The sequence below is a fragment of the Salmonella sp. SA15303 genome, from assembly GCF_029962125.1.
In the GTDB taxonomy this organism is placed as follows: Bacteria; Pseudomonadota; Gammaproteobacteria; order Enterobacterales; family Enterobacteriaceae; genus Salmonella; species Salmonella enterica.
This window is the reverse complement of sequence record NZ_CP123924.1, coordinates 2,883,918-2,898,313: the sequence shown is the minus strand read 5'-3', so window position 1 is coordinate 2,898,313 and position 14,396 is coordinate 2,883,918. Positions and strand designations below refer to the sequence as shown.

General features: G+C 52.3%; 11 protein-coding genes. 9 read left to right on the top strand and 2 right to left on the bottom strand.

Annotation, left to right across the window (positions count from 1 at the left end; translation table 11 throughout):
- The first annotated feature begins 73 nt into the window (after positions 1-73).
- The 3 genes from pepN (at position 74) to zapC (ending at position 4,612) form a co-directional block, all read left to right on the top strand.
- A complete protein-coding gene (gene pepN / locus QEN31_RS14295) occupies positions 74-2,686 on the top strand; it encodes an aminopeptidase N (protein WP_000193784.1) in 2,613 nt (870 codons plus the stop codon).
- Between the two features lie 207 nt (positions 2,687-2,893).
- On the top strand, positions 2,894-3,904 hold the full coding sequence (pyrD, locus tag QEN31_RS14290; protein WP_000291723.1) for a quinone-dependent dihydroorotate dehydrogenase: 1,011 nt from the start codon (positions 2,894-2,896) through the stop codon (positions 3,902-3,904).
- A 165-nt stretch (positions 3,905-4,069) separates the two neighbouring features.
- Positions 4,070-4,612 (top strand): cell division protein ZapC, encoded by a 543-nt coding sequence (zapC, locus tag QEN31_RS14285; RefSeq protein ID WP_001220671.1) that lies wholly within the window; start codon positions 4,070-4,072, stop codon positions 4,610-4,612.
- On the opposite strand, the gene QEN31_RS14280 is transcribed toward zapC, so the two are convergent.
- Positions 4,609-5,718: a YcbX family protein gene (locus QEN31_RS14280; RefSeq protein WP_000224069.1), complete on the bottom strand. Its 1,110-nt coding sequence runs from the start codon at positions 5,716-5,718 to the stop codon at positions 4,609-4,611. The genes zapC and QEN31_RS14280 overlap by 4 nt on opposite strands.
- Positions 5,719-5,816: 98 nt before the next feature.
- On the opposite strand from QEN31_RS14280, the gene rlmKL reads away from it, so the two are divergent.
- From rlmKL to rmf, 6 genes are all read left to right on the top strand, one after another.
- Positions 5,817-7,925, top strand: coding sequence for a bifunctional 23S rRNA (guanine(2069)-N(7))-methyltransferase RlmK/23S rRNA (guanine(2445)-N(2))-methyltransferase RlmL (gene rlmKL / locus QEN31_RS14275; protein WP_001086485.1), 2,109 nt, complete (start codon positions 5,817-5,819; stop codon positions 7,923-7,925).
- A gap of 12 nt (positions 7,926-7,937) precedes the next feature.
- The gene (locus tag QEN31_RS14270) at positions 7,938-9,845 is read left to right on the top strand and encodes an ABC transporter ATP-binding protein (protein WP_000053044.1); all 1,908 of its coding nucleotides are present in this window, start codon (positions 7,938-7,940) and stop codon (positions 9,843-9,845) included.
- Between the two features lie 14 nt (positions 9,846-9,859).
- Complete coding sequence (gene pqiA, locus QEN31_RS14265) at positions 9,860-11,113, top strand: membrane integrity-associated transporter subunit PqiA (protein ID WP_000333152.1); 1,254 nt, start codon at positions 9,860-9,862, stop codon at positions 11,111-11,113.
- 4 nt (positions 11,114-11,117) lie between these two features.
- A complete protein-coding gene (gene pqiB / locus QEN31_RS14260) occupies positions 11,118-12,758 on the top strand; it encodes an intermembrane transport protein PqiB (protein WP_000433414.1) in 1,641 nt (546 codons plus the stop codon).
- Positions 12,755-13,318 carry a membrane integrity-associated transporter subunit PqiC gene (gene pqiC, locus QEN31_RS14255; protein WP_000759136.1) on the top strand — a complete coding sequence of 188 codons (564 nt, stop codon included), beginning with the start codon at positions 12,755-12,757 and terminating at the stop codon, positions 13,316-13,318. Before pqiB ends, pqiC begins: the two co-directional genes overlap by 4 nt.
- A 255-nt stretch (positions 13,319-13,573) precedes the next feature.
- Complete coding sequence (rmf, locus tag QEN31_RS14250) at positions 13,574-13,741, top strand: ribosome modulation factor (RefSeq protein ID WP_001537784.1); 168 nt, start codon at positions 13,574-13,576, stop codon at positions 13,739-13,741.
- Positions 13,742-13,840: 99 nt separating this feature from the next.
- Here rmf and fabA read toward each other — a convergent pair whose 3' ends face one another.
- Entirely contained in the window at positions 13,841-14,359 is a 519-nt protein-coding gene (gene fabA / locus QEN31_RS14245; RefSeq protein ID WP_000227928.1) for a bifunctional 3-hydroxydecanoyl-ACP dehydratase/trans-2-decenoyl-ACP isomerase, read from the bottom strand.
- Positions 14,360-14,396 lie beyond the last annotated feature (37 nt).

Below are 14,396 nucleotides of genomic sequence, written 5' to 3'. Positions count from 1 at the left end.
TCTGCGTAGCGCGATTTGCGCAACAGGAATAGACTGGAGTCGACACTCTACACAAAGATGCGAAAGGTTTTTTATGACACAACAGCCACAAGCCAAATACCGCCATGACTATCGCGCGCCGGATTACCAGATTACTGATATTGACTTGACCTTTGACCTCGATGCCGAAAAAACCGTGGTCACCGCAATAAGCCAGGCTGTTCGTCATGGCGCGCCTGATGCGCCTCTTCGCCTTGATGGGGAAGATTTAACGCTGGTATCTATCCACGTCAACGATGCGCCGTGGACAGCATATAAAGAAGAAGAGGGCGCGCTTGTCATCAGCGACCTGCCAGAGCGTTTTACGTTACGCATTGTCAACGAGATAAGTCCGGCGGCGAATACGGCGCTGGAAGGATTGTACCAGTCAGGCGATGCGCTCTGTACCCAGTGTGAAGCGGAGGGCTTCCGCCATATTACCTGGTATCTTGACCGCCCGGACGTACTGGCGCGATTTACCACCAAAATTATTGCCGATAAAAGCAAATATCCGTTCCTGCTCTCCAATGGCAACCGTGTTGCACAGGGCGAGCTGGAGAATGGCCGTCACTGGGTTCAGTGGCAAGATCCGTTCCCGAAACCGTGTTATCTGTTTGCGCTGGTGGCCGGTGATTTTGACGTGCTGCGCGATACCTTTACCACCCGCTCCGGGCGTGAAGTCGCATTAGAACTGTACGTTGACCGTGGCAATCTGGATCGTGCGCCGTGGGCAATGACCTCGCTGAAAAATTCCATGAAATGGGATGAAGCGCGTTTTGGGCTCGAATATGACCTCGACATCTATATGATTGTCGCGGTGGATTTCTTTAATATGGGCGCGATGGAGAATAAAGGTCTCAATATCTTTAACTCCAAATACGTGCTGGCGCGAACCGATACCGCGACGGATAAAGATTATCTCGATATTGAGCGCGTGATAGGCCATGAGTATTTCCACAACTGGACCGGCAACCGCGTCACCTGCCGCGACTGGTTCCAGTTGAGCCTGAAAGAGGGGCTAACCGTGTTCCGCGATCAGGAGTTTAGCTCTGATTTGGGGTCACGCGCGGTGAACCGCATCAGTAACGTGCGTACCATGCGCGGTTTACAATTCGCGGAAGACGCCAGCCCGATGGCGCATCCTATCCGCCCGGATAAAGTAATCGAAATGAATAACTTCTACACCCTCACCGTTTATGAAAAGGGCGCGGAAGTCATTCGCATGATCCACACGTTGCTGGGTGAGGAAAATTTCCAGAAGGGGATGCAGCTTTATTTTGAGCGCCATGACGGCAGCGCCGCGACGTGTGATGACTTCGTACAGGCGATGGAAGATGCTTCTAATGTCGATTTGTCCCATTTCCGCCGCTGGTACAGTCAGTCCGGCACGCCGATTGTAACGGTAAAAGATGATTATAATCCGGAAACCGAGCAGTACACGTTGACCATCAGCCAGCGCACTCCGGCGACGGCGGATCAGGCGGAGAAGCAGCCGCTGCATATTCCATTCGCCATCGAACTGTACGATAACGAAGGCAACGTCATTCCGTTGCAAAAAGGCGGTCACCCGGTCAACGCCGTGCTGAACGTCACGCAGGCGGAGCAGACATTTACCTTCGATAATGTTTACTTCCAGCCTGTTCCGGCCTTGCTGTGCGAGTTTTCAGCGCCGGTGAAGCTGGAATATAAATGGAGCGATCAGCAGTTGACGTTCCTGATGCGCCATGCGCGCAATGATTTCTCCCGTTGGGATGCGGCGCAAAGCCTGCTGGCCACATACATTAAACTGAATGTGGCGCGTCATCAGCAGGGGCAACCGCTATCGCTTCCGGTGCATGTCGCTGATGCGTTCCGCGCAGTACTGTTGGATGAGAAAATCGATCCGGCGTTGGCCGCAGAAATTTTAACGCTGCCTTCGGCCAATGAAATTGCGGAGCTGTTTGAGGTCATTGACCCGATCGCCATTGCGCAAGTTCGTGAAGCGCTAACGCGTACGCTGGCGGCAGAACTGGCGGATGAGTTCCTGGCTATCTATAACGCCAATCATCTGGATGAGTATCGTGTTGATCACGGCGATATCGGTAAGCGCACGCTGCGCAATGCTTGCCTGCGCTTCCTGGCGTTTGGCGAGACGGAGCTGGCTAATACGCTGGTCAGCAAACAGTATCGCGACGCCAATAATATGACCGATGCGCTGGCGGCCCTGTCTGCTGCTGTGGCGGCGCAGTTGCCGTGCCGCGATACGCTGATGCAGGAGTATGACGATAAGTGGCATCAGGACGGCCTGGTGATGGATAAATGGTTTATCCTGCAATCCACAAGCCCGGCGGAAAATGTACTGGAAACCGTACGCGGCCTGCTCAAACACCGTTCTTTCAGTATGAGCAACCCGAACCGCATCCGTTCATTAATTGGCGCGTTTGCTGGCAGCAACCCGGCGGCGTTCCATGCGCAAGACGGTAGCGGATACCAGTTCCTGGTCGAGATGCTGACCGATCTGAATAGCCGTAACCCGCAGGTAGCATCTCGCCTCATTGAACCGCTGATTCGTCTGAAACGTTATGATGATAAGCGTCAGGAGAAAATGCGTGCGGCGCTGGAGCAGTTAAAAGGACTGGAGAATCTTTCCGGCGATCTGTACGAGAAGATAACTAAAGCGTTAGCCTGACAGTATCCGTTATAAAGAGGTAAGACATGCCCGGTAAGCGTTAGCGCTGCCGGGCATTTTTTTGCCGGACGATGACGCTTCCTGGCGAAACGTGAAGTGAGAATGAAGGAAAACGATTGCTATTTATTGCCGTAGGTCAATTCCCTTTTGCCTTGTTATCGCCCATAATACGCCCCCGGTTTGCACACCGGGAATCCAGGAGAGTTCATGTACTATCCCTTCGTTCGTAAAGCCCTTTTCCAGCTCGATCCAGAGCGCGCTCATGAATTTACATTTCAACAATTACGCCGCATTACAGGTACGCCGCTGGAAGCGCTGGTGCGCCAGAAAGTACCGACAAAGCCGGTTACCTGCATGGGACTTACCTTTAAAAATCCACTGGGGCTGGCTGCCGGTCTGGATAAAGACGGGGAGTGCATCGACGCGTTAGGCGCGATGGGGTTTGGCTCCCTGGAAATCGGCACCGTGACGCCGCGCCCACAGCCGGGTAACGATAAGCCGCGTCTTTTTCGTCTGGTGGATGCTGAAGGTCTGATCAATCGGATGGGCTTTAATAATCTGGGCGTCGATAACCTGGTCGAGAATGTTAAAAAAGCCCATTTTGATGGTATTCTGGGAATTAACATCGGTAAAAATAAAGATACGCCTGTCGAAAATGGCAAAGATGACTACCTGATTTGTATGGAAAAAGTCTATGCTTATGCGGGTTATATCGCCATTAATATTTCTTCGCCGAATACGCCAGGGCTACGTACGCTCCAGTATGGCGATGCGCTGGACGATCTGTTAACTGCCATTAAAAATAAGCAAAACGATCTTCAGGCGATCCACCATAAATATGTGCCGGTGGCAGTAAAGATCGCGCCGGATCTTTGTGAAGAAGAATTGATCCAGGTTGCCGATAGCCTGCTTCGTCATAATATTGATGGGGTGATTGCGACAAATACCACCCTCGATCGTTCTCTGGTACAAGGAATGAAAAATTGCCAGCAAACGGGGGGATTAAGTGGCCGGCCATTACAATTAAAAAGCACAGAAATTATTCGCCGTTTATCCCAGGAGTTAAAGGGACAATTGCCTATTATCGGCGTCGGCGGCATTGACTCAGTTATCGCCGCGCGCGAGAAGATAGCGGCAGGAGCTACGCTGGTACAAATTTATTCCGGCTTTATTTTTAAAGGCCCGCCATTGATTAAAGAAATCGTAACGCACATCTAAACTTTACCCTTTATCAGACAACCAGGGCTTTATTTCCGGCGCTGGTTGTTTTATATTTCTCCACTGTTGCTTATTTAGACATTTTAGGCTTTTATTATTGGGGTAATAAACGAAGCGGCAAAAGGACAATGCTGTTACGAGTTGCTTAAAAGCGGGAGAGAGGTAATGCGAATTAAACCTGACGATAACTGGCGCTGGTATTATGATGAAGAGCACGATCGTATGATGCTCGATCTCGCCAATGGTATGCTTTTTCGCTCGCGCTTCTCTCGTAAAATGCTTACGCCGGACGCGTTTTGCCCGACCGGTTTTTGTGTGGATGATGCCGCGCTCTATTTTTCCTTTGAAGAAAAATGCCGGGATTTCGAATTAACCAAAGAGCAACGCGCGGAGCTGGTATTGAATGCGCTGGTGGCGATTCGCTATCTCAAACCGCAGATGCCGAAAAGCTGGCATTTTGTAGCGCATGGCGAAATGTGGACCCCGGGAACGGGCGATGCCGCAAGCGTCTGGTTAAGCGATACGGCGGAACAGGTTAATTTGCTGGTCGTTGAGCCGGGAGAAAATGCCGCGTTGTGTCTGCTGGCACAGCCGGGCGTGGTGATAGCAGGCCGAACCATGCAGCTTGGCGATGCGATTAAAATTATGAACGACAGGCTGAAACCGCAGGTTCACTGTCACAGTTTCAGCCTTGAACAAGCGGTTTAATTTTCCAGTCGTAACGCGGTCTTAGGCACGCAGCTACAGCTCAGAATCGTACCATCGTCACCCATAGCCGATTTTTTCAGCGGACTTACTTCGCCTTCCAGCAAACGTATCCGGCAGCAACCACAGATACCAGCCCGGCAAGAATACGGAATACGAATCCCCTGATTCTCCAACTGTTCCAGTAGTACCTGTTGATTATTCCCGCAGAAGGTTTGCCCCTGCCAGTCGATGGTTACACTCGCGTCCGGGTGTTTCTCTGGCGTAACGCTGTTGTCGACCGTTGTGGCGCCATAAGCTTTTGCCGGGGCTGTCGCCAGAATCTCCACCTCATCGCCGACGCGAATGACGCCGCTATTGCGGGCAATCAGATTCTGACCGAAATCCACATCGCCATTGTCCAGGGCGGTACGAAAAGCTTGCAGTGTCGCCAGCGGTTCTCCGGAAGGATGTTTTTGCCCCTTTTCAGGGCTGACGGTCGTAAAAATACAGCGGCTACAGGGCTTCACGACGTCAAAAATCACATCGCCAATGCGAAGCACTTTCCAGCTATCTTCCTCCCAGGCCGCTACGCCGGAAACCACTAAGTTTGGGCGAAATTGTTCCATTTGTACGCCTGCCGGACAACGCTGTTGCAGATCGCGCAGCGAGGCTTCGTTGGTCAATAAATACGGGTAGCCATCGGCAAATCCCAGCGGCACCGCGTTATGTCGTTTGACCCGGCGTGTCAACTGCGGCCCAACCCAGCGCAACTGGACATCGCGGGAGAAAAAGCCGCTCAACCATTGATTAATCGCCGTCGGGGCGACGCGAGCGGTAAAATGGTTTCCCCAGACCTCGGTCGGCGCATCCTGCGGGGTGAAATCCGTAAAGCGAACCAGCGCGCTACTGCCGTCTGGCGCGGTCAAATGAAGGCCGTCGTGTAAGGGAGAGGGGGTAAAACGTACCATTTGTGGAAACTGGCGGGCGGTAATAAATGTGCCGTCAGGCTCGGTCACCATGAAGATGCGATCAAAAGCCAGGCCGCTGATATCTGCCAGCGCATGAGTCAGGCCAATGCCGCGCATGGATTTGACCGGATGAATAAAGAGCCGTGATAACGTCGCCACCGTACAGTCCCTCAAATGAAAATAAGCCTTCAACTTTATGACATGGGCGTGAGATTAGCTATAATGCGCAACAATTTTCTTAGCGTAAAAGTGACAATATGAATTCTCTGTTTGCCAGTACGGCCCGCGGGCTGGAAGAGCTGTTAAAAACTGAACTGGAAAAACTGGGCGCCGTAGGGTGTCAGGTTGTTCAGGGTGGGGTCCATTTTCAGGGCGACACGCGGCTTATTTACCAGAGCCTGATGTGGAGCCGCCTGGCCTCGCGTATTATCCTGCCGATGGGTGAGTGCAAGGTCTACAGCGATCTCGATCTTTACCTCGGCGTTCAGGCGATAAACTGGACAGAGATTTTTAATCCTGGCGCGACGTTTGCGGTGCATTTCAGCGGCCTGAACGACACCATCCGTAATAGTCAGTATGGCGCGATGAAAGTTAAAGACGCGATTGTCGATGCGTTTACGCGGAAAAATCTTCCGCGTCCAAATGTGGACCGCGAATCGCCGGACCTCCGTATTAACGTCTGGCTGAATAAAGAAACTGCCAGCATTGCGCTGGATCTCAGTGGTGATGGCCTGCACCTGCGCGGTTATCGCGATCGCACCGGGCTGGCGCCAATTAAAGAGACGCTGGCGGCAGCGATTGTTATGCGTTCCGGCTGGCAACCAGGTACGCCGCTGCTCGACCCTATGTGTGGTTCGGGGACACTGTTGATTGAGGCCGCGATGTGGGCGACCGATCGCGCGCCGGGCCTGCACCGTGGTCACTGGGGATTTAGCGGCTGGGCACAGCATGACGAAACTATCTGGCAGGAAGTGAAAGCCGAAGCGCAGACCCGGGCGCGTAAGGGGCTGGCGGAGTATTCCTCTCATTTCTACGGTTCCGACAGCGATGCGCGCGTCATTGAGCGGGCGCGCAGCAACGCCCGTCGCGCCGGTATCGGCGAGCTTATCACCTTTGAAGTGAAAGATGTGGCGCAACTGAGTAATCCATTGCCGAAAGGCCCGTATGGTACGGTGATCAGTAACCCGCCTTACGGCGAACGTCTGGACAGCGAACCGGCGCTGATTGCGTTGCACAGCCTGCTGGGCCGTACCATGAAAAATCAGTTTGGCGGCTGGAACCTGTCGCTGTTCAGCGCTTCGCCCGATCTGCTGGGCAGCCTGCAATTACGTGCCGACAAACAGTTTAAAGCCAAGAATGGCCCGCTGGACTGCGTGCAGAAAAACTATCATATTGCGGAAACCACGGCGGACAGTAAACCGGCGACGGTGGCGGAAGATTACGCTAATCGCCTGCGTAAAAATCTTAAAAAGCTGGAGAAATGGGCGCGCCAGGAAGGGATTGAATGCTATCGCTTGTATGATGCCGACCTGCCGGAATATAACGTGGCGGTAGACCGTTACGGCGACTGGGCGGTGATTCAGGAATATGCGCCGCCGAAAACGGTGGATGCGCAAAAAGCGCGGCAACGTCTGTTCGATATTATTGCGGCAACCTTGTCAGTGCTCGGTATTCCGCCGAATAAACTGGTGTTAAAAACCCGTGAACGGCAAAAAGGAAAAAACCAGTATCAGAAAATGAGCGAGAAGGGCGAGTTCCTTGAGGTCAGCGAATATAATGCGCGCTTATGGGTAAATCTGACGGATTATCTCGACACCGGTCTGTTCCTCGATCACCGTATTGCCCGCAGAATGCTGGGAGAAATGAGCAAAGGCAAAGATTTCCTGAATCTCTTTTCTTATACCGGCAGCGCCAGCGTACATGCGGGTCTGGGCGGCGCGCGCAGCACCACAACGGTGGATATGTCCCGCACCTATCTGGAGTGGGCCGAACGTAATTTGCGTCTGAACGGACTGAGCGGCCGCGCGCATCGCCTGATTCAGGCCGACTGCCTGGGCTGGCTGCGCGAGGCGAATGAACAGTTCGATTTGATCTTTATCGATCCGCCGACGTTCTCTAACTCAAAACGTATGGAAGAGTCGTTTGATGTTCAGCGCGATCATGTCGCGTTAATGAAAGATTTAAAACGCCTGCTGCGTAAAGGCGGCACCATCATGTTCTCAAATAATAAGCGCGGATTCCGTATGGATCTGGAAGGGCTGGCGGAACTGGGGCTTACCGCACAAGAAATTACGCAAAAAACGCTCTCCCCGGATTTTGCCCGTAACCGTCAGATTCATAACTGCTGGCTGATCCGCGCCGCCTGAAAGGAAAAGTAAATGTCATTAATCAGTATGCATGGCGCATGGCTGTCGTTCAGCGACGCGCCGCTTCTCGATAACGCAGAGTTGCATATCGAAGATAACGAACGCGTCTGTCTGGTGGGGCGTAACGGCGCCGGGAAATCCACCTTGATGAAGATCCTCAACCGCGAACAGGGTCTGGACGATGGGCGTATTATTTATGAGCAGGATCTGATCGTCGCGCGTCTGCAACAGGACCCGCCCCGTAATATTGCGGGCAGCGTCTATGACTTTGTCGCCGAAGGTATCGAAGAACAAGCGGAATACCTCAAGCGCTATCATGAGATTTCCCGTCTGGTGATGACCGATCCCAGCGAGAAAAACCTCAATGAAATGGCGCGCGTACAGGAACAGCTCGATCATCATAATCTGTGGCAGCTGGAAAACCGTATTAATGAAGTGCTGGCGCAGCTTGGACTCGATCCTAACGCCGCGCTGTCGTCGCTCTCCGGCGGCTGGCTGCGTAAAGCCGCGCTGGGTCGGGCGCTGGTCAGCAATCCGCGCGTATTGTTACTGGATGAACCGACTAACCATCTGGATATCGAAACTATCGACTGGCTGGAAGGGTTTCTGAAAACCTTTAACGGAACGATTATTTTTATCTCTCACGATCGTTCGTTTATTCGCAATATGGCAACCCGCATTGTCGATCTCGATCGTGGCAAACTGGTCACCTATCCGGGAAATTACGATCAATACCTGCTGGAGAAAGAAGAAGCGCTGCGCGTAGAAGAATTACAAAACGCGGAATTTGATCGCAAACTGGCGCAGGAAGAAGTCTGGATTCGCCAGGGTATCAAGGCGCGCCGCACCCGTAATGAAGGGCGCGTGCGGGCGTTAAAAGCGATGCGTCGTGAACGCAGCGAGCGCCGGGAAGTGATGGGCACGGCGAAGATGCAGGTCGAAGAGGCGACGCGCTCCGGTAAAATCGTTTTTGAGATGGAAAACGTCGATTACCAGGTAGAAGGAAAACAACTGGTAAAAGATTTCTCCGCTCAGGTACAGCGCGGCGACAAGATTGCGTTAATTGGCCCGAACGGCTGCGGTAAAACCACGCTACTGAAACTGATGCTGGGACAGCTTCAGGCTGACAGCGGGCGCATCCACGTAGGAACGAAGCTGGAAGTCGCCTACTTCGATCAGCATCGCGCCGAACTGGATCCGGAAAAAACCGTGATGGATAACCTTGCGGAAGGCAAGCAAGAGGTGATGGTAAACGGTAAGCCGCGCCATGTACTGGGCTATTTGCAGGACTTCCTGTTTCACCCCAAACGGGCGATGACACCCGTCCGTGCGCTTTCCGGCGGCGAACGTAACCGTCTGCTGCTGGCACGACTGTTCCTCAAGCCGAGCAATCTTTTAATTCTCGATGAACCAACGAACGATCTTGACGTCGAAACGCTGGAACTATTAGAAGAATTAATTGATGGCTATCAGGGCACGGTACTACTGGTCAGCCACGATCGGCAATTTGTCGATAATACCGTGACGGAATGCTGGATTTTCGAGGGCGGCGGCAAAATCGGACGTTATATCGGCGGCTACCATGATGCGCGTGCGCAGCAAGAGCAGCATCTGGCGACGAAACAGCCGATGGCGAAAAAAAATGAGGAAGTTATTGCCCCTAAAGCAGAAATTGTAAAACGTGGCAGTAGCAAACTAAGCTATAAACTGCAGCGCGAGCTGGAGCAGTTACCCGGTCAGCTTGAAGACCTGGAAGCGAAGCTGGAAGCGCTACAGGCGCAGGTTGCGGATGCGGCCTTTTTTAGCCAACCCCATGAGCAAACGCAAAAAGTTCTGGCCGATTTAAGTCAGGCGGAGCAAGAACTTGAGCAAGCCTTCGAACGTTGGGAGTATCTTGAAGGCCTGAAAAACGGGGCATAACGAAAGGAGCGCCTATGTGTGAACATCACCATGCTGCGAAGCACATATTGTGCCCGCAATGTGACATGCTGGTGGCTTTACCCCGCCTCTCGCATGGGCAAAAAGCAGCATGTCCACGATGCGGCGCAACGTTAACGACCGAGTGGGACGCGCCCCGGCAGCGTCCTACCGCCTATGCGTTAGCGGCACTATTTATGTTGCTGCTTTCTAACCTTTTTCCCTTCGTGAATATGAATGTCGCGGGCGTCACCAGCGAAGTCACGCTTCTGGAAATCCCCGGCGTCATGTTTTCTGAAGATTACGCCAGCCTCGGCACGTTCTTTTTATTATTTGTCCAACTGGTGCCGGCATTTTGCCTGGTGACCATTCTATTACTTGTCAACCGCGCCAGTCTGCCGTTGTCGGTAAAAAAAACGCTGGCAAGGATCTTTTTCCTCCTCAAATCGTGGGGAATGGCAGAAATATTTCTCGCCGGGGTGTTGGTCAGTTTTGTTAAGCTGATGGCTTACGGCGATATCGGCATCGGCAGCAGCTTTATTCCCTGGTGCTTATTTTGTCTCGTTCAACTGCGGGCGTTCCAGTGTGTCGATCGCCGCTGGTTGTGGGATGATATCGCCCCGCAGCCTGCACTGGCGCAGCCGTTAACGCCGGGGATTACCGGTATCCGGCAGTCTTTGCGTTCTTGCGCCTGCTGTACGGCGATCCTGCCTGCGGAGAGTCTCGTCTGTCCGCGTTGCCATACGAAAGGCTATGTCCGGCGTAAAAACAGTTTGCAGTGGACGCTGGCGTTATTATTTACCTCGATCATGCTTTATCTGCCCGCCAATATTTTGCCGATTATGATTACCGACTTACTGGGCTCGAAAATGCCGTCGACCATTCTGGCTGGCGTGATTTTGCTGTGGAGCGAGGGGTCTTATCCGGTGGCGGCGGTTATCTTTCTCGCCAGTATTATGGTGCCGACGCTAAAAATGATCGCCATTGCCTGGCTTTGTTGGGATGCGAAAGGCCACGGTAAGCGCGACAGTGAACGGATGCATTTTATTTATGAAGTAGTGGAGTTTGTGGGGCGCTGGTCAATGATTGATGTCTTTGTCATTGCCGTACTCTCTGCGCTGGTGCGTATGGGAGGGTTAATGAATATTTATCCTGCGATGGGTGCGTTGATGTTTGCTTTAGTCGTCATAATGACAATGTTTTCTGCGATGACCTTTGATCCGCGTCTGTCGTGGGATCGTGAGTACGAACCAGGCCATGAGGAGTCCTGATAGCATGGAACCTAAAAAAGGGGAAGCCAAAGTACAAAAGGTGAAAAATTGGTCGCCTGTCTGGATATTCCCGATTGTTACTGCGCTTATCGGAGCCTGGATTCTGTTTTATCACTACAGCCACCAGGGACCGGAAGTTACCTTAATCACCACCAATGCGGAAGGCATTGAAGGCGGAAAAACGACGATCAAAAGTCGCAGCGTGGATGTCGGCGTGGTTGAAAGCGCGACGCTGACTGACGATCTGACCCACGTACAAATCAAAGCGCGGCTCCATTCCGGTATGGAAAAGTTGCTGCATAAAGACTCGGTATTTTGGGTGGTAAAACCGCAGGTGGGGCGTGAAGGCATCAGCGGGCTTGGGACGCTGCTATCAGGCGCGTATATTGAACTACAACCAGGAAGTAAGGGCAGTCAGCCGGAAAGCTATCAGCTTCTTGACTCACCGCCGTTGGCGCCGCCCGATGCCAAAGGTATTCGTGTGATTCTGGACAGCAAAAAGGCCGGTCAGCTCAGTCCTGGCGATCCCGTTCTGTTCCGGGGTTATCGGGTAGGATCCGTTGAAACCAGCTCTTTCGATCCGCAAAAACGGACAATGAGTTATCAGTTGTTCATTAAGGCGCCAAACGATCGATTGGTCACCAGTAATGTCCGATTCTGGAAAGATAGCGGTATCGCTGTGGATCTGACATCGGCGGGAATGCGCGTGGAAATGGGATCGTTGACGACGTTGTTTGGCGGCGGCGTGAGTTTTGATGTGCCGGAAGGACTTGAGCAGGGGCAACCCGTCGCCGAAAAAACGGCGTTTAATCTCTACGACGATCAAAAAAGTATTCAGGATTCGCTGTACACCGATCATATCGATTACCTGATGTTCTTTAAAGATTCGGTGCGCGGATTACAACCCGGCGCGCCGCTGGAGTTCCGCGGTATTCGTCTGGGGACGGTAAGCAAAGTGCCTTTCTTTGCGTCTAAAATGCGCCAGGTATTTAACGACGATTACCGTATTCCTGTGCTGGTGCGCATTGAACCGGAGCGTCTGAAAGCGCAATTGGGAGAAAATGCGGATGTTGGCGCGCATTTGACGGAACTGCTTAAGCGCGGTTTACGCGCTTCGCTTAAAACCGGTAACCTGGTGACCGGGGCGCTGTATGTCGATCTGGACTTTTATCCTAAGGAGCCGCCGATTACGGGGCTACGCGAATTTGATGGTTATGAAATTATTCCCACCGTCAGCAGCGGTCTGGCGCAAATTCAACAGCGACTGGTGGAAACGTTGGATAAGATCAACAACCTGCCGTTGAATCCGATGATTGAACAAGCGACCAATACGCTGTCTGAAAGCCAGCGTACTATGCGTCGGCTGCAAACCACGCTGGATAATATGAACAAGATTACCTCCAGTCAGTCGATGCAGCAGCTTCCGGCGGATATGCAAACGACGTTACGCGAACTTAACCGCAGTATGCAAGGCTTCCAGCCTGGATCGGCGGCGTATAACAAAATGGTGGCGGATATGCAGCGTCTCGATCAGGTGCTTCGTGAGTTACAACCGGTGTTGAAAACTCTGAACGAGAAGAGCAACGCGCTGGTATTTGAAGCGAAGGATAAAAAAGATCCTGAGCCTAAGAGGGCGAAACAATGAAAAAATGGCTAGTCGTGATAATGGCGTTCTGGCTGGCGTCATGTAGCTCCGGCGGAGAGAATAAAAGCTATTATCAGCTCCCGATAGCGCAAAGCGGTGTGCAAAGCACCGCAAGCCAGGGCAACCGTCTCTTATGGGTAGAGCAGGTTTCCGTACCTGACTATCTGGCAGGTAACGGCGTGGTGTATCAAACCAGTGATGTTCAGTATGTGATTGCCAATAACAATCTGTGGGCCAGCCCGCTGGACCAGCAATTACGTAACACGCTGGTGGCGAATCTTAGCGCCCGGCTTCCTGGCTGGGTCGTCGCTTCCCAGCCGTTGGGAACCACCCAGGATACGTTAAACGTTACCGTAACCGGATTCCATGGACGCTACGATGGTAAGGTTATCGTCAGCGGGGAGTGGTTATTAAACCACAATGGACAGCTGATTAAGCGGCCTTTCCATATCGAAGCCAGTCAGCAGAAAGATGGCTATGATGAGATGGTCAAAGTACTGGCAAGCGCATGGAGTCAGGAAGCAGCCGCTATCGCAGATGAGATAAAGCGCCTTCCCTGAGATAAAAGTAATGTAAATTTAACCGCTTCAGGTCGTGCGCCTGAGGCGGTTTTTTTATTTTTGACGCCGGAAAAATAGTTGTTATGGCTCACATTTTTTGTACAAATGATTTACCGTATAGCTCACAAATATGACATTGGTGTGAATTTTGCGCATTGACGGGCGATCCATTTAGAGGTATTCGTGTAGTGTGATTGCACATTTTGTAATCACTGTTTTCTTTTCCACCAGATACAAATATGAGGGAAACGAGGCATGAAGAGACAAAAACGAGATCGCCTGGAACGGGCACATCAACGTGGATATCAGGCCGGCATCGCCGGACGATCAAAAGAAATGTGTCCCTATCAGACGCTGAATCAACGGTCATACTGGTTGGGAGGTTGGCGACAAGCCATGGAGGACAGGGCGGTAATGGCCTGATTCTGTCTCTTTAGAAAAAGAAACCTCCGCAGTGCGGAGGTTTCGCCTTTATGGGCTTTGCAAGCATGATACCGATAGCGCGGAATATCAATTCAACACTTAGAACGCGGAAGTATCCTGGAACAAACCGACTTTCAAATCGTGTGCGGTATAGATCAGACGACCATCCACCAGAACCTCACCGTCCGCCAGGCCCATGATCAGGCGACGGTTTACGATACGTTTGAAATGAATACGATAGGTGACTTTCCTGGCTGTCGGCAGAACCTGGCCGGTAAATTTCACTTCGCCCACGCCCAGAGCGCGGCCTTTGCCTTCGCCGCCCAACCAGCCCAGGTAGAATCCCACCAATTGCCACATAGCATCCAGACCCAGACAACCGGGCATCACCGGATCGCCGATAAAGTGGCATCCGAAGAACCATAGATCCGGATTGATATCCAGCTCGGCTTCGACATAGCCTTTGTCGAAATTGCCGCCCGTTTCGGTCATCTTAACGACGCGGTCCATCATCAGCATGTTCGGTGCAGGGAGTTGCGGCCCTTTAGCGCCAAACAGTTCACCACGACCAGAGGCAAGAAGGTCTTCTTTTGTATAGGATTCGCGTTTATCTACCATGTTTTATGTAAACCTTATTTTATTGAAGCACGCAGGA

Coding starts and splice junctions, on each gene's coding strand:
- pepN (WP_000193784.1), top strand. CDS start 74: ATGACACAACAGCCACAAGCCAAATACCGCCATGACTATCGCGCGCCG.
- pyrD (WP_000291723.1), top strand. CDS start 2,894: ATGTACTATCCCTTCGTTCGTAAAGCCCTTTTCCAGCTCGATCCAGAG.
- zapC (WP_001220671.1), top strand. CDS start 4,070: ATGCGAATTAAACCTGACGATAACTGGCGCTGGTATTATGATGAAGAG.
- rlmKL (WP_001086485.1), top strand. CDS start 5,817: ATGAATTCTCTGTTTGCCAGTACGGCCCGCGGGCTGGAAGAGCTGTTA.
- QEN31_RS14270 (WP_000053044.1), top strand. CDS start 7,938: ATGTCATTAATCAGTATGCATGGCGCATGGCTGTCGTTCAGCGACGCG.
- pqiA (WP_000333152.1), top strand. CDS start 9,860: ATGTGTGAACATCACCATGCTGCGAAGCACATATTGTGCCCGCAATGT.
- pqiB (WP_000433414.1), top strand. CDS start 11,118: ATGGAACCTAAAAAAGGGGAAGCCAAAGTACAAAAGGTGAAAAATTGG.
- pqiC (WP_000759136.1), top strand. CDS start 12,755: ATGAAAAAATGGCTAGTCGTGATAATGGCGTTCTGGCTGGCGTCATGT.
- rmf (WP_001537784.1), top strand. CDS start 13,574: ATGAAGAGACAAAAACGAGATCGCCTGGAACGGGCACATCAACGTGGA.
- fabA (WP_000227928.1), bottom strand. CDS start 14,359: ATGGTAGATAAACGCGAATCCTATACAAAAGAAGACCTTCTTGCCTCT.